General features: G+C 73.6%; 17 protein-coding genes and 1 tRNA gene. 13 read left to right on the top strand and 5 right to left on the bottom strand.

Translation table 11 applies throughout. The features are described from left to right. The first annotated feature begins 5 nt into the window (after window positions 1-5). From ACFYXS_RS29835 to ACFYXS_RS29780, 12 genes are all read left to right on the top strand, one after another. Window positions 6-1,616, top strand: a complete 1,611-nt coding sequence (locus tag ACFYXS_RS29835) for an FAD-dependent oxidoreductase (protein ID WP_389253721.1) — start codon at window positions 6-8, stop codon at window positions 1,614-1,616. A 195-nt stretch (window positions 1,617-1,811) separates the two neighbouring features. After that, entirely contained in the window at window positions 1,812-2,198 is a 387-nt protein-coding gene (locus ACFYXS_RS29830) for a GntR family transcriptional regulator (RefSeq protein WP_319661978.1), read from the top strand. After that, on the top strand, window positions 2,195-3,103 hold the full coding sequence (locus ACFYXS_RS29825) for an ABC transporter ATP-binding protein (protein WP_389253718.1): 909 nt from the start codon (window positions 2,195-2,197) through the stop codon (window positions 3,101-3,103). The genes ACFYXS_RS29830 and ACFYXS_RS29825 overlap by 4 nt, the downstream gene beginning before the upstream one ends. Beyond that, complete coding sequence (locus tag ACFYXS_RS29820) at window positions 3,100-4,023, top strand: ABC transporter permease (RefSeq protein WP_389253716.1); 924 nt, start codon at window positions 3,100-3,102, stop codon at window positions 4,021-4,023. Before ACFYXS_RS29825 ends, ACFYXS_RS29820 begins: the two co-directional genes overlap by 4 nt. A 60-nt stretch (window positions 4,024-4,083) precedes the next feature. Beyond that, window positions 4,084-4,851: a nucleoside phosphorylase gene (locus tag ACFYXS_RS29815; RefSeq protein WP_389253714.1), complete on the top strand. Its 768-nt coding sequence runs from the start codon at window positions 4,084-4,086 to the stop codon at window positions 4,849-4,851. Beyond that, window positions 4,848-6,167 (top strand): amidohydrolase, encoded by a 1,320-nt coding sequence (locus ACFYXS_RS29810; protein ID WP_389253712.1) that lies wholly within the window; start codon window positions 4,848-4,850, stop codon window positions 6,165-6,167. The genes ACFYXS_RS29815 and ACFYXS_RS29810 overlap by 4 nt, the downstream gene beginning before the upstream one ends. Window positions 6,168-6,175: 8 nt before the next feature. Next, on the top strand, window positions 6,176-6,787 hold the full coding sequence (locus ACFYXS_RS29805; RefSeq protein WP_389253926.1) for a sulfite oxidase-like oxidoreductase: 612 nt from the start codon (window positions 6,176-6,178) through the stop codon (window positions 6,785-6,787). Beyond that, on the top strand, window positions 6,780-7,529 hold the full coding sequence (locus ACFYXS_RS29800; RefSeq protein ID WP_389253710.1) for a ferredoxin reductase: 750 nt from the start codon (window positions 6,780-6,782) through the stop codon (window positions 7,527-7,529). Before ACFYXS_RS29805 ends, ACFYXS_RS29800 begins: the two co-directional genes overlap by 8 nt. A 66-nt stretch (window positions 7,530-7,595) precedes the next feature. Continuing rightward, a tRNA-Pro gene (locus tag ACFYXS_RS29795) sits at window positions 7,596-7,669 on the top strand. 215 nt (window positions 7,670-7,884) lie between these two features. Next, a complete protein-coding gene (locus tag ACFYXS_RS29790) occupies window positions 7,885-8,556 on the top strand; it encodes a FadR/GntR family transcriptional regulator (protein ID WP_389253708.1) in 672 nt (223 codons plus the stop codon). A 79-nt stretch (window positions 8,557-8,635) separates the two neighbouring features. Further along, window positions 8,636-9,763: a hypothetical protein gene (locus tag ACFYXS_RS29785; protein ID WP_389253706.1), complete on the top strand. Its 1,128-nt coding sequence runs from the start codon at window positions 8,636-8,638 to the stop codon at window positions 9,761-9,763. A gap of 83 nt (window positions 9,764-9,846) precedes the next feature. Beyond that, on the top strand, window positions 9,847-10,875 hold the full coding sequence (locus tag ACFYXS_RS29780) for a PAC2 family protein (protein WP_389253705.1): 1,029 nt from the start codon (window positions 9,847-9,849) through the stop codon (window positions 10,873-10,875). Between the two features lie 80 nt (window positions 10,876-10,955). Here ACFYXS_RS29780 and mshC read toward each other — a convergent pair whose 3' ends face one another. The 4 genes from mshC to ACFYXS_RS29760 form a co-directional block, all read right to left on the bottom strand. Further along, a complete protein-coding gene (gene mshC, locus ACFYXS_RS29775) occupies window positions 10,956-12,185 on the bottom strand; it encodes a cysteine--1-D-myo-inosityl 2-amino-2-deoxy-alpha-D-glucopyranoside ligase (RefSeq protein WP_389253704.1) in 1,230 nt (409 codons plus the stop codon). A gap of 103 nt (window positions 12,186-12,288) precedes the next feature. Further along, window positions 12,289-13,167 carry an SCO1664 family protein gene (locus ACFYXS_RS29770; protein ID WP_389253702.1) on the bottom strand — a complete coding sequence of 293 codons (879 nt, stop codon included), beginning with the start codon at window positions 13,165-13,167 and terminating at the stop codon, window positions 12,289-12,291. After that, window positions 13,125-13,721, bottom strand: coding sequence for a DUF3090 domain-containing protein (locus tag ACFYXS_RS29765; RefSeq protein WP_389253700.1), 597 nt, complete (start codon window positions 13,719-13,721; stop codon window positions 13,125-13,127). The genes ACFYXS_RS29770 and ACFYXS_RS29765 overlap by 43 nt, the downstream gene beginning before the upstream one ends. 58 nt (window positions 13,722-13,779) lie before the next feature. Further along, complete coding sequence (locus tag ACFYXS_RS29760) at window positions 13,780-14,478, bottom strand: histidine phosphatase family protein (protein ID WP_389253698.1); 699 nt, start codon at window positions 14,476-14,478, stop codon at window positions 13,780-13,782. A 64-nt stretch (window positions 14,479-14,542) separates the two neighbouring features. Here ACFYXS_RS29760 and ACFYXS_RS29755 point away from each other — a divergent pair, with 64 nt between their 5' ends. Then, window positions 14,543-15,544 (top strand): magnesium and cobalt transport protein CorA, encoded by a 1,002-nt coding sequence (locus ACFYXS_RS29755; RefSeq protein ID WP_389253696.1) that lies wholly within the window; start codon window positions 14,543-14,545, stop codon window positions 15,542-15,544. Between the two features lie 38 nt (window positions 15,545-15,582). Here the strand turns inward: ACFYXS_RS29755 and ACFYXS_RS29750 are convergent, their stop codons facing one another. Next, window positions 15,583-16,371, bottom strand: coding sequence for a ferritin-like domain-containing protein (locus ACFYXS_RS29750; protein WP_389253694.1), 789 nt, complete (start codon window positions 16,369-16,371; stop codon window positions 15,583-15,585). Window positions 16,372-16,400 lie beyond the last annotated feature (29 nt).

The raw sequence follows: 16,400 nt of genomic DNA, 5'->3' as shown, positions 1-16,400 counted from the left end.
CGATCATGACCACCCTGCAGCACGTCCCGGGCCTCGGGACGCATCCGATCGCCGGCCGGAACCCGGGCCGCGCCGAGACCCGGGAACTGCTGAGCCGCGCCGGCTACGACCTGCTGGTCATCGGCGGCGGCATCCTGGGCACCTCCGTGGCCTGGCACGCCGCGCAGTCGGGGCTGCGGGTGGCGATGGTGGACGCCGGTGACTTCGCCGGCGCCACCAGTTCGGCCTCCTCCAAGCTCGTCCACGGCGGTCTGCGCTACCTGCAGACCGGCGCGGTCAAGCTGGTGGCGGAGAACCACATGGAGCGCCGGGTGCTGGCCAAGGACGTGGCCCCGCACCTGGTGAACCCGCTCACCTTCTACCTGCCGGTCTACAAGGGCGGCCCGGTCGGGGCCGCCAAGCTCGGTGCGGGCGTCTTCGCCTACTCGGCGCTGTCCGCCTTCGGCGACGGGGTGGGCAGGATCATCTCCCCGTCCCGGGCGGCTGCCGCCAACCCCGCGCTGCGCACGGACGACCTGAAGGCGGTGGCCGTCTACTACGACCACCAGATGAACGACTCCCGGATGGCGGTCATGACGGTGCGCGCGGCCGTCGAGGCGGGCGCGGTCGTCCTCAACCACGCGGAGGTCACCGGGCTGCGCTTCACCCACGGCCGGGTCACCGGCGCCGACCTCAAGGACCGTCTGGACGGTACCGAGTTCGGTGTCGACGCCCGGCTGGTGCTCAACGCCACCGGCCCGTGGGTCGACCACCTGCGGCAGATGGAGGACAAGGGCGCCGCGCCCAGCATCCGGCTGTCCAAGGGTGCCCACATCGTCCTGAAGCGCAAGGCGCCGTGGCGGGCGGCCATGGCGACGCCGATCGACAAGTACCGCATCACCTTCGCGCTGCCGTGGGAGGACCAGTTGCTGCTGGGCACCACGGACGAGGAGTACACCGGGGACCCGGCCGACGTACGGGCGACCGAGGCCGACACCCGGCAGATCCTGGACGAGGCCGCCCACTCCGTGCGGGACGAGCACCTGTCCCCCGACCTGATCACCTACGCCTTCGCGGGCCTGCGGGTGCTGCCGGGCGGCCCCGGCGGCGTGGAGAAGGCGAAGCGCGAGACGGTGGTGTCCGAGGGCAGCGGCGGCATGCTGTCGGTCGCGGGCGGCAAGTGGACCACGTACCGGCACATCGGGCGCACCGTCATGGCCAAACTCGCCAAGCTGCCCGGCACCCCGCTGAACGAGGACATGGAGCCGCTGGACCAGCTGCCGCGCCGGGTGCCGCTGCCGGGGGTCGCCAACCCGAACGCGGTCGCCCACCGGCTGCTCGTGGACCGCGACCCGGGCCACCGCATCGATCCGCTGACGGCCCGTCACCTGGCCACGCACTACGGCGCGCTGGCCTTCGACATCGCCCGCATGGTGAACGAGGACCCCGCGCTCGGCGAGCGCATCCACCCCGGCGGCCCGGAGATATGGGCCCAGGTCGTCTACGCCCGTGACCACGAGTGGGCGCGGACCGCGGACGACGTGCTGCGCCGGCGCACCACCTTGACGGTGCGGGGACTGGACACCGCGGAGGTCCGTACGCGCGTGGAGGCGGTGCTGGCCGACCGGCGCGACTGACCCTCTCGCCACGGGCCCGGGTGGGCTGTGCGACCGAGCCGAACGGCTGGTCCGCACAGCCCACCCGGGCCTTTCGCGTTCCCGCGCCACGGTCCGACAACCCGCCCCGCGACAGGACGGGTTGGCGCCGGGTTGACATCGGCGCCTTCCTGAAACACTCTTTAACTACTTGATTAGTTAAAGGGGGGTTGTCGCATGGTCGAGTTCCGCATCGACCGGCGCAGTGGGGTCGCCACCTACCTGCAGATCGTCCATCAGACCAAGCAGGCCCTGCGGCTCGGGCTGCTCCGGCCCGGCGACCAGCTGCCCACCGCCCGCCAAGTGGTCGAGACGGCCGTCGTCAATCCGAACACCGTGCTGAAGGCCTACCGCGAACTGGAGCGGGAGGGGCTGGTGGTGGCCCGCCGCGGCCTCGGCACCTTCGTGCAGAAGTCGCTCGGCGCCGCGCCCGCGGACTCTCCGCTCGCCGCGGAACTGGCCGCGTGGATGCGCCGGGCACGCGAGGGCGGACTCGACCGTGAGGACGCCTCCGCGCTGTTCACCTCCGTGCTTGACCAGGAGTTCTCCGAGGGGGAGAAATGAACGAGGAAACGGCCGCCGTCGAGGCGTCCGGGCTCACCGTGGGATATCCGTGGCGCCGCGAGCCCGTCCTGCGGGACTGCGCCTTCCGGCTGCCCGCGGGCCGGATCTGCGCACTCGTCGGGCCCAACGGCACCGGCAAGTCGACGCTGCTCGCAGTGGCCGCGGGACTGCTCCGGCCCGCCGAAGGCGAGCTGCGGGTGCTGGGCACGGCGCCGGCCGCGGCACGCGCCCGCGTCGCGTACGTCGCCCAGGACAAACCCCTGTACCCGCACCTCACCGTCGCCGCGACGCTGCGCCTCGGCGCCGAACTGAACCCGGACCGCTGGCACCACGAGGCGGCGACGCGCATCGTGGAGGCCGGCGGCCTGTCCCCGAAGACGCGGATCCGCTCGCTGTCCGGCGGCCAGCGCACCCGCGTCGCCCTCGCCCTGGCGCTCGGCAAACGGCCCGACCTGCTCCTGCTCGACGAGCCGATGTCCGGGCTCGACCCGCAGGCCCGGCACGAACTGACCGGCGCGCTCCTGGCCGAGGCGGTGGAGCACGGCACGACCGTCGTGATGAGCTCCCACATCGTCTCGGAACTGGAGGACTCCTGCGACCACCTGCTGCTGCTCGGCGGCGGCCAGGTCCGGCTGGCGGGCGGGATCGAGGAACTGCTGGCGGCCCACTGCCTGCTCACCGGTGTCGGCGAGGACCACGGAACCCACACCGTCGTCGAGGAGCGCGCCTCGGGCCGGGGACGCACGGCGCTGGTCCGGCCCGGCGGGGCCATCGACGGCGACCGCTGGCTGGTGGAGAACCCCGGTCTGGAAGAGCTGGTCCTCGCCCACCTGCGCAATCCCGGGGCACCCGCCCTCGTCATCGACAGCAGCGTTCCCACGTCCCGGCAGGAGGCCACCGCATGACCGCCCTGACGCTCCCCCCGCGCCGCCTGCGCGATCCGCACGGCCTGACCTGGTCGGTGCTGCGGGTGCACCGTACGGCCCTGTGGGTCTGGGCCGCCGTCGTGGCCGCCGGGGTCGGCGGACTCCTGTGGTCGTACCGGCAGGCCACGGGGAACGCCGGGGACGGCCTCCCCCTCGACGACTTCGCCGGCCTCCGCCTGGCCGGCAGCGCGATCCTCCTCCTGCCGCCGGTCGTCGCCGCCTTCGCGGGCGGCGCGCTGATCGGCCGTGAGCTCGAGAACGGCACCGCCGCACTCGCCTGGACCCAGTCGGTCAGCCCGGCCCGCTGGCTCGCCGCCAAACTCGCCGTGCCCGCCGTGGCGCTCACGGCGGGCATGACCGTCCTGACGCTGCTCTTCCGCTGGGTCTGGACGTCCGGTACGAGCGGCGCGGCACCCGGTTGGTACGAGAAGGACGTCTTCTTCGCCGGCGGCCCGGTCGGGCTCGCGTACGTCCTGCTCGGGCTGGCACTGGGCGCGCTGAGCGGCCTGCTGATGCGGCGGACGCTCAGCGGTCTCGGCTTCGCCTCCTTCGCGACCGTCCTCGTCCACTTCACCCTCGTCACGTTCCGGTCCCGTCTGTGGCCGACGACCCGGTGGACCGGCTTCGAGGCGGCCCGGCTGCCCGCCAGTGCCGACCGGATCGAGGTCGGCCTCGTCACGGCCGCCGGGAAACCCCTGTCCGGGACCCAGTGCAATATGGACGCGCCGAGGGAGTTCGAGCAGTGCCTGCGGGACATGGGCGCCGCGGACGCCTACGCCGTGGTCCACCCCGCCTCGCACTACTGGCCGCTCCAGTTCGTCGAGTCGGGGATCGTCCTGGCCCTGGCCGCCCTCGCCTGCGTCGCGGCCTTCGCGCTGCTGCGCCGCAGGGCCGCCTGAGGCGGGCGGGCGCGTCCGTGTAGCGTCCGGGACCATCACCGACCCGTGCCTGGAGGCCCGATGACCACCGATCCGCAGCCCATCACCCGCGTCCCCCGCTCGGGGCTGCCCGCGCACGCGGTCGTGGTGGGGGACCCGGCGCGGGCGGCGGAGGTCGCCGGGATGCTGGCGCAGGCGCGGGAGGTGGCGCACCACCGCGAGTACCGCACGTTCACGGGGACGTGGAAGGGCACGGACGTGGTGGTGGCCTCGCACGGCGTGGGCGCCCCGGGGGCGCTGCTGCTGTTCCAGGAGCTGGCGGACGCCGGGGTGCGCACGATCCTGCGGCTGGGCACCGCCGGGGCGATCGCGGCCGGGATCGGCGACGGCGACCTGGTGATCGCCGAGGCGGCCGTGCGCGACGACGGGGTCACGCAGCAGCTTCTGCCGCCGGAGTACCCGGCGTTCGCCACGCCTGAGGCGGTCCTGGCCCTGCAGCGCGCGGCCCGGGCGCTGGACGCGCCGCACCACCGCGGGGTGGTCTGGACGCGGGCCGCCTTCCAGCCGGGCTTCCTGCCGCTGCCGGGCGAGGCGTACACGGCGGCCGGGATCGCGGCCATCGAGATGGAGCTGTCGGCGCTGCTGGTGCTCGCCTCCACCCGGGGCCTGGTCGCGGGCGGCGCGCTGGTCGTGGACGGGGCGAACGCGGACGAGCTGGTCGACGTCGAGGCGACCGGCGGCTACGACCCGCACCGGGCGGTGGTCGCCGAGGGAGTGGCCCGCGGCAGCCGGGTAACGTTGGACGCCTTGCATCTGCTGGCCACCGATGACGAAAGCGACGTGGAGTGAGCGTTCAGGACGCCGATCTGCTGGTGCACGGCGGCGCTGTGCTGACCGTCGACGCGACGGGCACCGTCGTGCCGGACGGCGCGGTCGCGGTGCGCGGCGGCGCGATCGTGGCCGTCGGCCCGGCGGCGGAGGTCCGCGCCGCGTACCGGGCCGCCGAGGAGATCGACGCGACGGGCTGCCTGGTGCTGCCCGGCCTGATCAACACGCACACCCACCTGGCGATGACCCTGCTGCGGGGCTGCGCCGACGACGTGGACCTGCAGGAGTTCCTGGCCCGGGTGATCCCCCGCGAGGCGGAACTGCTCTCGCCGCCTGCGGTGGCGGCCGGGGTGCGGGTCGCGGTGGCGGAGAGCGTGCGCGCGGGCGTCACCACCGGACTGGACATGTACTGGTTCCACGAGGCCGCCGAGGAGGCCGCCCGGGAGGCGGGCTGGCGGCTGCTGGCCGGCCCGACCTTCATGGACGTCCCCGGCCCGCCGGACGGCCGCGCCTACGGGGACCGCATGCCCTGGGCCGCCGCCGACCTGGCGGCACGCGCGTCCCACGCGCCGGGCACCCGCCCCGTGCTCTTCGCGCACAGCGCGTACACCCTGGACCCCGACCAGCTGGTGGCGATCAGCGCCCTCGCCCGCGAGCACGGCGCGCTGCTGCACGTCCACGCGGCGGAGAACGCCGCCGAGGTCGCCATGGTCGTCGAACGCCACGGCAAGCGCCCGGTGGAACTGCTGGACTCGCTCGGGGTGCTCGGCCCCGACGTGCTCCTCGCGCACGCGGTGGATCTGTCGGACGGCGAGATCGCCGCGCTGGCCAGGACCGGCACGGCGGTCGCGCACTGCCCGGTCTCCAATCTGAAGCTGGGCTGCGGCATCGCCCGTGTCCCGGACCTGCTGGCCGCCGGTGTGACCGTCGGCCTCGGCACCGACGGCGTGGTCAGCTCCAACACCCTCGACGTGCTCGGCGCGGTGCGCGCCGCCGCGCTGGTCCACAAGGCGGGCGGCGACCCCACCGCCGTGAGCGCCGAGCAGGCGGTGCGGATGGCGACGATCGAGTCCGCCCGCGCGCTGGGCCTGGACGCCCACCTCGGCTCCCTGGAGCCCGGCAAGCGCGCCGACCTCGTCGTCCTCGACCTGGGCGGGCCGCACCTGGCCCCGCGTCACGACCCGTGGTCGATGCTCGCGTACGCCGCCGCGGCCGCCGACGTGCGCGACACCGTCGTGGACGGCCGCGTCCTGATGCGCGACCGCGCCCTGCTCACCCTGGACGAACCGGCCGCGCTGCGCGCGCTGGAGGCGCTGGAGCAGGAGCACCCGGCATGACCTCCGCGCTGGAAACCACCCGCGGTTTCACCGGCCGCGCCCGGGCCGCCGACCGCGACCCGCGGCTGCCGCCCGGTCAGTACGACGCGCGCGACGAGTGGCCGGTGCTTTCCGCCGAGGTCACCCCGCGGCTCACCGCGGCGCAGTGGACGTTCCGCGTCGACGGCCTGGTGACGGCGCCGCGCACCTGGACCTGGGACGAGGCGGCGGCCCTGCCCCGGTCCTCCTACCGCGGTGACATCCACTGCGTGACCGGGTGGTCCAAGTTCGGCGTGCACTTCGGCGGGGTGTCACTGGACGCCTTCCTGGAAGCGGTGCGCCCCTCCCCCGCCGCGACGCACGTCGTGGCGTACGCGCACACCGGCTACGCCGCGGGCCTGCCGCTCGCGGACGTCACCGGCGGCCGGGCCTGGATCGCCTTCGAGCACGACGGCGCGCCGCTCACCCCCGAGCACGGCGGCCCGGCCCGGCTGGTCGTGCCGCACCTGTACTTCTGGAAGAGCACCAAGTGGATCGCGGGCATCCGGCTGCTCGACCACGACGAGGCCGGCTTCTGGGAGCAGAACGGCTACCACCCCCGCGGCAACCCGTGGCAGGAACAGCGTTACGCCCATGACTGACCTGGCCGCACCCGCCTTCGTCCCGCCGACCCGCTTCGCCGTGCCCGGCCGCGTCGCGGTGAGCGGGGCCGCCGCCGCGGTGTGGCGGCGCGCCACGCTCACCGAGGTCCGCCGCGAGACCCCGCGCGCCGCCACGTTCCGGTTCGCGGTGCCCGGCTGGGCCGGGCACCAGCCGGGCCAGTACCTCACACTGCGGCTGACGGCGGCCGACGGCTACACGGCCCAGCGCAACTACTCCCTCGCCTCCGCGCCGGACGACTCCGGCCACATCGAGCTCACCCTCGACCACGTCCCGGACGGCGAGGTCTCCGGGCATCTGCACACCGTCGCGGGGCCCGGCGACGCCTTCGAGGTGCGCGGCCCGCACAGCGGCTTCTTCGCCTGGTCCGGCGACCGGCCCGCGCTGCTGCTCGGCGCCGGTTCCGGGGTCGTGCCGCTGATGTCGATGATCCGCCACCGCCGGCTGCGCGGGCTGGACGTGCCGTTGCGCCTGATCGTCTCCGCCCGTACGCCCGAGGACCTGATCTACGCCCGCGAGTACGGCGCGGAGACCACCGTCGTCCTCACCCGCTCCCAGGGCCGGCTCACCGCCGCGCATCTGGCCCCCTACCTGGGCGATCCGCCGCAGGGCGGCTGGGAGGCGTACGTGTGCGGCGGCAACGGCTTCGCGGAGCACGCCTCCCGCCTCCTGGTGGACGGCGGGCAGCCGGTCGGCCGGATCCGTATCGAGCGATTCGGCTGATCAGCGACCTTCGGGTATCCTCCTCTTTACGTGATCTTCCGGGGCAGCGCTCCGGCCGATCCGCACCGGGACGTGGCGCAGCTTGGTAGCGCACTTGACTGGGGGTCAAGGGGTCGCAGGTTCAAATCCTGTCGTCCCGACAGCGTGACGAACGTTGTCGCAGTTCAGGGGCCGTTTCTCGAATCCGGGAGACGGCCTTTGGCGTGTCCGGGCGCGCTCCGCCGCGGTGCCCGGGACGCCGCCGCCGGACCTTCGGCGCACACCCGGGAGATCGCGGCCGACGGCAGGGCTCCCGAATCGCCGTCGCACGGCATAATGGCCCGATACATCGGATGTCCTGGAGGCGAGGGCGGTCATGGCGGTCACCGACGAGGCGATCGAGAAGATCAAGGGGATGATCGTCTCCGGTGCGCTGCGCCCGGGCGACCGGCTCCCCAAGGAGAGCGAACTGGCGGCCGACCTCGGTCTGTCGCGCAACTCGCTGCGCGAGGCGGTGCGCGCGCTCTCGCTGATCCGCATCCTGGACGTGCGGCAGGGCGACGGCACGTACGTCACCAGCCTCGACCCCCAACTCCTGCTGGAGGCAATGAGTTTCGTCGTGGACTTCCACCGCGACGACACCGTACTGGAGTTCCTGGCCGTACGGCGCATACTGGAGCCCGCCGCGACCGCGATGGCCGCCGCGATCATCCCCGAGACGCAGCTGGACGCCCTGGAGGCCCAGTTGGCGGCGCTGGGGACGGAGCCTTCGGTCGAGGAACTGGTCGCGTGCGACCTGGAGTTCCACCGCGGCATCGTGCAGGCGGCCGGCAACTCCGTGCTGTGCTCGCTGCTCGACGGGCTGTCCGGGCCCACCACGCGGGCGCGGATCTGGCGCGGGCTGACCCAGGAGGACGCGGTCAGCCGCACCCTGCACGAGCACCGGGCGATCATCGGCGCGCTGCGCGATCGCGACGCGGAGGCGGCACGGTCGTGGGCGACGGTGCATGTCGCCAGCGTGGAGCAGTGGCTGCGCTCGACCCTCTGAACCGCCGGCCCGCGGGCGAACCGGGCACGGCGTCCCGTGCGTCCGATCTCTCGAAGAAGTGATCGAGAAAAGGGATCGGATGAATTCACGCCCAGACCCACGGCGCCGTCGCCTGTTCCGCTTCCGCCGCCCCTCCGCCCGTACGCTGCGGCGCGGCGCCCTCGCGGTCGCCCTCGTCGTCCTGCTGCCGGTGCTGGCGGCCGGCGTCGCCCTGCGCCTGGAGTACGTGGGCGACCCCTCCGGCGCGGGCGCCGACCGCGGCCGGAACGCGGTCTGGCTGGGCCACGCCTGGGTAGACGGCCGCCGGGACGCGGCCGATCTGGCCGGGCTCGGCCGGGAGCTGCGCGGCAGCGGCACCCGGGACCTGTACGTGCACACCGGCCCGATGGAGTTCGACGGCAGTCTCGATCCGGCGCTGTACCCCGCCGCCGCGTCGCTGCTGCGGGAGGCGCACCGCGCGCTGCCCGGGGTGCGCGTGCAGGCGTGGCTGGGGCAGGTGGTCTCGCACCACGGCGACGAGGGCCTGCACCTGGACGACCCGGCGACGCGGTCCCGGATCGCGGCGAGCGCCGGGCAGGCGCTGGCGGCGGGTTTCGACGGCGTGCACCTGGACCTGGAGCCGATGTACTCCGGCGACCGCGGTTTCCTGGACGTCCTGGACTCCGTCCACGCGCTGACGGCCGGGCGCGGCGCGGTCCTCTCCGTCGCGACGCACCAGATCGATCCGCTGCCGTCGCTGCACGTACCGGCGGGCGCGCTGTTCCACCATCCCAAGTGGTGGTCGCAGGCCTACTTCGGGGACGTCGCCCGGCGCGTCGACCAGGTCGCGGTGATGGCCTACGACACGGCTCAGCCGCTGGAGAGCCTGTTCGGCGGCTACGTCGCCCAGCAGACCGCGCTGGCCCTGGAGGTGACCCCGCCGGGTACGGACCTGCTGATGGGGCTGCCCGGATACCACACGAACAACCTGGGCCACCACGCGTGGGCGGAGACCGTCGCCGCCGCCGCCCGCGGGGCCCGGCTGGGGCTCGCCCGGACCGATCCCGGCCGCGAGCGCTTCGGGCTCGCCCTCTACGTCGACTTCCACGCCACCGCGCAGGACTGGGCCGCGTACCGCTCCGCGTGGGGGCCGGTGGACGACGGGACGCGTACGTCCCGTGACGCTGGGGATCATCCCCCTACGAAGGCGGCGGCACCCGCCCCGTGAAGCCGTAGGCTGGTGCCGCACGCGAAGGAACGGCAGCCGGCGGGGGTGACACCATCCCCCTTCCGGCCGGAAGGAGGCGCTGGGTGATCGAGCTCGAGGGAGTTCCCGAGCTGATCGACCCGGTCATGGTGGCCGCGTTCGAGGGCTGGAACGACGCCGGGGACGCCGCCTCCGCCGCGGTCGGGCATCTGGACCGGGAGTTCAAGGGCGAGGTGTTCGCGGCGCTCGACGCCGAGGACTACTACGACTTCCAGGTCAACCGTCCCACGGTGTGGATGGACGGCGGCGTACGCCAGATCACCTGGCCCACGACCCGGCTGTCCGTCGTCCGCATCGAGACCCCCAAGCCGCGCGACCTGGTCCTGATCCGGGGCATCGAACCCAGCATGCGCTGGCGCTCGTTCTGCAACGAGATCCTGGGCTTCGCCCACGAGCTCGGCGTCGAGATGGTCGTGGTCATGGGGGCGCTGCTCGGCGACACGCCGCACACCCGTCCCGTCCCGGTCACCGCGGTGACCTCGGACCCGGATCTGGCGACCGCGCTCAGCCTGGAGGAGTCCCGCTACGAGGGCCCGACCGGCATCGTGGGCATCCTGCAGGAGGCCTGCACGCACGCGGGGATCCCGGCGGTGAGCCTGTGGGCCGCCGTGCCGCACTACGTGTCGCAGCCGCCCAACCCTAAGGCCACCCTGGCCCTGCTCAACCGGCTGGAGGACCTGCTGGACCTGCGCATCCCGCTCGGCGAGCTCCCCGAGGACGCCCGCGCGTGGCAGGTCGGGGTGGACGAGCTCGCGGCCGAGGACAGCGAGGTCTCCGAGTACGTGCAGACCCTGGAGGAGGCACGCGACACGGCCGAGCTGCCGGAGGCCTCCGGCGAGGCCATCGCCCGCGAGTTCGAGCGCTATCTGCGGCGCCGCGACCCGCAGGCGGGCGACCAGGACGCGAGCCCCTACCTGCGGGACACGTCCCCGAAGCCGGAGACCGGCACCGCGGGGCAGGGCAACGTGGCCAGGCCCGACAAGGACGCGCCGGAGCAGGACGGCACCGCCGACACCGACACCGACGGCGCGGAGAGCACCGAGAACACCGAGAACACCGACAAGGACGAATGAGCCGCTGACGGACGGCCAGGGCCGCGCCCCCCCGCGGGGGGCAGCGGCCTTCGCCGTCCGTCAGCCCAGGTCGGGCCGGCTCAGAGCGCCACGCCGAGCAGCGCGTTCACCGCGCGCGACACCAGCCCGGGGGCCCCGGTGTCGGTACCGCCCTCGGCGGCCTGGAGGGCCGCCCAGCGGTCCACCGCTGCGAGCGCCGCGGGCGCGTCGAGGTCGTCGGCCAGCGCCTCGCGGATCTCCTCGACCAGGGCTTCGGCGGGCGGTCCGTCCGGCCGCGACACGGCCGCGCGCCAGCTGCCGAGCCGCTCCACGGCCCGCTCCAGCACGGCGTCCGTCCACTCCCAGTCGGAGCGGTAGTGGTGGGCCAGCAGGCTGAGCCGTATGGCCGCAGGGTCGACGCCGTCCCGGCGCAGCTGCGAGACGAAGACCAGGTTGCCCTTCGACTTGGACATCTTCTCGCCGTGCAGCGCCACCATGCCCGCGTGCACGTAGGCCTTGGCCATCGGGAACTCGCCGGTCAGCACCTGGGCGTGCGAGGCGCCCATCTCGTGGTGCGGGAAGGCGAGGTCGGAGCCGCCGCCCTGGACGTCGAAGCCCATGCCGAGGTGGTCCAGCGCGATCGCGACACACTCGATGTGCCACCCGGGCCGTCCCGGGCCGAGGCTGCCGCCGTCCCAGCTGGGCTCGCCCTCGCGGGCCGAGAGCCACAGGATCGGGTCGAGGGGGTTCTTCTTGCCGGGGCGCTCCGGGTCGCCGCCGCGCTCGGCGGACAGCACGCGCATGGCGACCGCGTCGAGGTGGGAGACGCTGCCGAAGTGCGGGTCGGCGTCGACGTGGAAGTAGATGTCGCCGTCGAGCTCGTAGGCGGCGCCCGCCTCGCGCAGCCGCTCGACCAGCGGGACGATCCCGGGGATGGCCTCGACCGCGCCGATGTAGTGGGCGGGCGGCAGCATCCGCAGGGCGGTCATGTCCTCGCGGAACAGCGTGGTCTCGCGCTCGGCGAGGGCCGTCCAGTCCTGGCCGGTGGCCTCGGCCCGCTCCAGCAGCGGGTCGTCGACGTCGGTGACGTTCTGGACGTAGTGGACCTGGCGCTTCGTGTCGAGCCACACGCGCTGCACGAGGTCGAACGCGTTGTAGGTGGCCGCGTGCCCCATGTGGGTGGCGTCGTAGGGGGTGATCCCGCAGACGTAGATGCGGGCGACCGGACCGGGGTCCAGGGTTACGGGTCCACCGGTCGCGGTGTCGTGGAGACGAAGGTCGCGTCCCTTGCCCGGGAGGGCGGGGACGTCGGAAGCGGGCCAGGCATGCATGTCATGAGATTAACCGCCCGCGTGATCGGCAAACGACCGGCGGGGGCCTCCGGGACTGTGCCGTCGCCCACTGCGGGGCCCGCCGGCATGCCGTCCGGAACGCTCAGATCGGGGGCCAGGGGATGGCCGGCCACTCCCCTGACGGCTCCGGGTGCCGCCCCGTGCGCAGCAGGTCCGCCACGCGCTCGCGCAGTGCGGTGAGTTCCGCGACGGTGATGAGCTCGGCCAGCCGAGCCCCGAGGCCACCGTCGCCGAGCTCCGTCCCCAGCTTGCCGAGCACCTCCACGGCCTCCTCGGTCAGCGGCTCCCCCGCCCACCCCCACAGCAGCGTCCGCAGCTTGTTCTCCGCGTTGAACGTCACACCGTGGTCGATGGCGTAGAGATCGCCCCGCGCCGTCGGCAGCAGGTGGCCGCCCTTGCGGTCGGCGTTGTTGATCACGGCGTCGAGCACCGCGAGCCGCCGGAGCCGCTCGTCGTCCGCGTGCACCAGCAGCGCGGTACGGCCCTCGCCGACCTCCGCGAAGCCGACCGCCTTCCAGCCGGGCGCCGGCTCCTCGGCGTCGACCAGGGCGAGCAGGCCGTCGCCGCCGTCCTCCCCCTCCTCGGGGGTGTCGATCCACAGCTGGCACATGCCCTCGCCGTACGGTCCGTCCCGCAGCACGGTGGGCGGCACGAGGCCCCACCCGGTGGTCTCGGACACCAGGTACGCGGCGACCTCGCGCTGGGCGAGCGTGCCGTCGGGGAAGTCCCACAGCGGCCGCTCCCCGGCGACCGGCTTGTAGACGCAGTGGGCGGTGACGCCCTCGTGGGCGATCTCGCAGTAGAGCACGGCGTTCGAGGCGTCGCGCAGCCGTCCGAGCACCGTCAGTTCGCCGTGCGTGAGCAGTTCGGCCCCGGCTATGCCGCCGTCGGCTCCGTCGCGGGCCGGCATGTCGCCGCTCAGGCCGTCGCCGACCGCCGGTACCCGTTCTGACGCGGGCATACGTGTCCTTCCGGGTCCAGGGGCAGACTGCACAGCGGGCACGGGGGCCGGCCGGCGGCCACGACGTCGAGGGCGCGCTTGGCGAAGGTGCGGGCCTGGGCGCCGGTCAGGCGCACCCGCAGCAGGGGCGGGCCGTTCTCGTCGTCCTGGAGGAGCATCTCCTCCGCGGCCTCCAGGTCCTCCTCGTCGTCCGCCTCGATCTCGACGAGGGCCTGCGCCTCGAGGATCATGCGCTCCTCGGCGCCGTCCCAGGCGAGGGCCATGGTGCCGACGCGGAACTCCTCCTCGACCGGGGCCTGCAGGGGGGCGTTGTCCGCCAGCTCGCTGGGGGCCACGGCGGGGACGGGCGCGGAGCCGCCGGTGCGCCGCACGACCTCGTCCAGGAGTTCGTCGATACGTTCCGCCAGCGCCTCCACCTGGGTCTTCTCCAGGGCGACACTGGTGGTCCGGCCGGCCGCGCTGGCCTGCAGGAAGAAGGTGCGTTGTCCTGGCTGGCCAACGGTGCCTGCGACAAAGCGATCGGGCTTGTCGTAGAGGAACACCTGACGAGGCACGTCCTGCTCCGTTTGCTCGGTGTCTTCGAGGTCCGGTCCACCCTACTGCGGAAGCTGATCACGGTGCGCCCGCACCACCACCGACCTCCGCGTCCCCCGACGCGGCCGTGGGCTGCTCACGCGGGCGGAGCCCGTCGAGGCCGCCGGTGTCCCCGAGACGGAGCAGGAAGGGCCGTTCCGGGGTGTAGCGGATGGCCGTCACCGAGCAGGGGTCGACGGCGATGCGCTGGAAGAGGTCGAGGTGCATGCCGAGCGCGTCCGCCACGACCGACTTGATGACGTCGCCGTGCGAGCACATGACCCACAGCGCGTCGGGGCCGTGGGCCTCCTCCATGCGGGCGTTCCACTCGCGCACGGCCTCGACCGCGCGGTTCTGCATGGCGCGCACCGACTCGCCGCCCTCGCCGGGGAAGACGGCACCCGACGGGTAGCGCTGCACGACTCCCCACAACGGCTCGTCGGCGAGCTCGGCGAGCTTGCGGCCGCTCCAGTCGCCGTAGGCGCACTCCGTGATCCGTTCCTCGACGTGCAGGGGCACGTCGGGCAGCACGTCCAGCAGCGGCTGGACCGTCTCGCGGCAGCGCTGCAGCGGGCTGGTGACCACGGCGGCGGGCGGCAGGACGGCGAGCCGCGCGGCGAGGTCCGTGGCCTGGTCGCGGCCGGTCTCGTCGAGGGCGACTCCGGGGAGCCGTCCGGCCAGCACGTTCTCGGTATTGGCGGTGGACCGGCCGTGCCGGACCAGGATCACGGTGGACATGACCGCCACCATACGGCGCGCCCGGGACCGGTGTGTCGGCGGCGATACGCGGAAAGAGACATACGTGATCGTGGACTGTGCCGTGTACCGCGACGGCGAGCGCACGGCGACGCCCACCGACGTGGCCGAGGCACTGGAGGCCGCGCGGGCGGTGGACGGTGCCTTCGTGTGGATCGGGCTGTACGAGCCCACCGAGAAGGAGTTCGACCTCGTCAGCCGGGAGTTCACGCTGCACCCGCTGGCGGTGGAGGACGCCCTCAGCGCCCATCAGCGCCCCAAGCTGGAGGTCTACGAGGGCTCGCTCTTCCTCGTGCTCAAGCCGGTGGCCTACGACGACGCGCGGGACACGGTCACCGCGAGCGAGCTGATGGTCTTCGTCGGGAACGACTTCGTCGTCACCGTGCGCCACGGCGAGGCCATCGCGCCCGGGGAGATCCGGCACCGCCTGGAGGCCGAGCACGAGGTGCTCAAGCACGGCCCGGGCGCCGTGATGTACGCCATCAGCGACACCGTGGTGGACGACTACATCGTGGTGGCGGCCGATCTTCAGGCCGATCTGGAGGAACTGGAGGCGGAGGTGTTCGCCCCCGAGCCGCGGCGTGCGGCCGCCAGGCGCGGCGCGGAGAGCACGGCCAGCCGGATCTACGCGTTCAAGCGCCAGTTGCTGGAGTTCCGCCGGGCGGCCTCGCCCCTGATGCAGCCGATGATCCGGCTGTCCGCGGGCACGGTGCCGCACGTGGCGTCCAGCACCCAGCCGTTCTTCCGGGACGTCGCCGACCACCTCACCCGGGCCAACGAACTGGTGGACGGCCTCGACCGGCTGCTCAGCGACATCCTGGGCGCGCATCTGACCCAGGTCGGCGTGCGGCAGAACGACGACATGCGCAAGATCTCCGCCTGGGCCGCCATGGCCGCCGTGCCGACGATGCTCACCGGCGTGTACGGCATGAACTTCGAGCACATGCCGGAACTGCGCCAGGTCTGGGGCTATCCCGCGGTGCTGGCGGTCATCGTGGTGGCCGAGATCCTGCTGTACCGGACGTTCAAACGGCACGACTGGCTGTAGCCGGCCGTGCCGTCGTGCCGGTGCGCGCCCACCCGTCGCTACACCGCCGCCTCGGCCGCGGTGGCCGGCCCGCCGAGCGCGTCGCGCCGCTGCGGCATCGACAGGCGGACCATGCGCCGCCAGCCGCCCACGCGCTCGTAGACGTACACGGCGTGGATGCCCGCGCGCAGCAGCGCGGACCGGCCCCGCGACCAGCCGAGGACGCGTCCCATGTGCGCCATGACGGCCAGGCTGACGTCGCGGTAGACGCGGACCTCGGCCAGCGCGCACGTGCGCAGGGTGTGCCGGATGGCGCGGCCGTGCCCGGCGGAGGTGAAGCGCAGCAGTTCCTCGTGGCAGTAGGCGAGGTGGTTGTCCTCGTCCTGGGAGATCATGCGGACGGCGCGGCCGATGTCGGGATGGTCCGCGAAGTGCCTGACGAGCAGGGCCATCTGCTCGGAGGCGCGCTGCTCGGTGACCCGGCTGTGGGCGAGGTAGGTGACCACGTCCTGGACGGTCAGCGGCTCGTCGCGGCGGAGCTTGTCGTGGGCCAGGCCGATGCCGCCGCGTTCCAGCAGCATCGTGTAGTCGGTGTCCGGGGGCACGGGGACGGGCTCCAGGCCGCGCTTGCGCAGCAGGGCGTTGAAGATCCGCCCGTGCTTGTCCTCGTCGGCGCCGTGCCGGGCGATCTTGGGGGCGAGGCCGCGCTCCGGCTCGGGGACCAGGGCGGCGATGCGGCCGTTCTCCCAGCCTCCCTGTGCCTCGCCGCTGGCGGCGATCGAGCAGAAGAGCCGGAAGGAGTCGTCGTGGTCGAGGATCTCCTGGAACAGACTCCGGGCGGAGAGCATGTCGGAACCTCCTGCGCGAACCGGATGGA

This window comes from Streptomyces sp. NPDC002574 (genome assembly GCF_042889545.1).
GTDB lineage: Bacteria > Actinomycetota > Actinomycetes > Streptomycetales > Streptomycetaceae > Actinacidiphila.
Note: the sequence above shows the minus strand (reverse complement) of the source record. Positions and strands in the feature narration are given on the sequence as shown.

Excerpts from the sequence above, each read along its gene's own strand:
- ACFYXS_RS29835 (WP_389253721.1), top strand. The coding sequence starts at position 6 with ATGACCACCCTGCAGCACGTCCCGGGCCTCGGGACGCATCCGATCGCC.
- ACFYXS_RS29830 (WP_319661978.1), top strand. The coding sequence starts at position 1,812 with ATGGTCGAGTTCCGCATCGACCGGCGCAGTGGGGTCGCCACCTACCTG.
- ACFYXS_RS29825 (WP_389253718.1), top strand. The coding sequence starts at position 2,195 with ATGAACGAGGAAACGGCCGCCGTCGAGGCGTCCGGGCTCACCGTGGGA.
- ACFYXS_RS29820 (WP_389253716.1), top strand. The coding sequence starts at position 3,100 with ATGACCGCCCTGACGCTCCCCCCGCGCCGCCTGCGCGATCCGCACGGC.
- ACFYXS_RS29815 (WP_389253714.1), top strand. The coding sequence starts at position 4,084 with ATGACCACCGATCCGCAGCCCATCACCCGCGTCCCCCGCTCGGGGCTG.
- ACFYXS_RS29800 (WP_389253710.1), top strand. The coding sequence starts at position 6,780 with ATGACTGACCTGGCCGCACCCGCCTTCGTCCCGCCGACCCGCTTCGCC.
- ACFYXS_RS29790 (WP_389253708.1), top strand. The coding sequence starts at position 7,885 with ATGGCGGTCACCGACGAGGCGATCGAGAAGATCAAGGGGATGATCGTC.
- ACFYXS_RS29785 (WP_389253706.1), top strand. The coding sequence starts at position 8,636 with ATGAATTCACGCCCAGACCCACGGCGCCGTCGCCTGTTCCGCTTCCGC.
- mshC (WP_389253704.1), bottom strand. The coding sequence starts at position 12,185 with ATGCATGCCTGGCCCGCTTCCGACGTCCCCGCCCTCCCGGGCAAGGGA.
- ACFYXS_RS29770 (WP_389253702.1), bottom strand. The coding sequence starts at position 13,167 with ATGCCCGCGTCAGAACGGGTACCGGCGGTCGGCGACGGCCTGAGCGGC.
- ACFYXS_RS29760 (WP_389253698.1), bottom strand. The coding sequence starts at position 14,478 with ATGTCCACCGTGATCCTGGTCCGGCACGGCCGGTCCACCGCCAATACC.
- ACFYXS_RS29750 (WP_389253694.1), bottom strand. The coding sequence starts at position 16,371 with ATGCTCTCCGCCCGGAGTCTGTTCCAGGAGATCCTCGACCACGACGAC.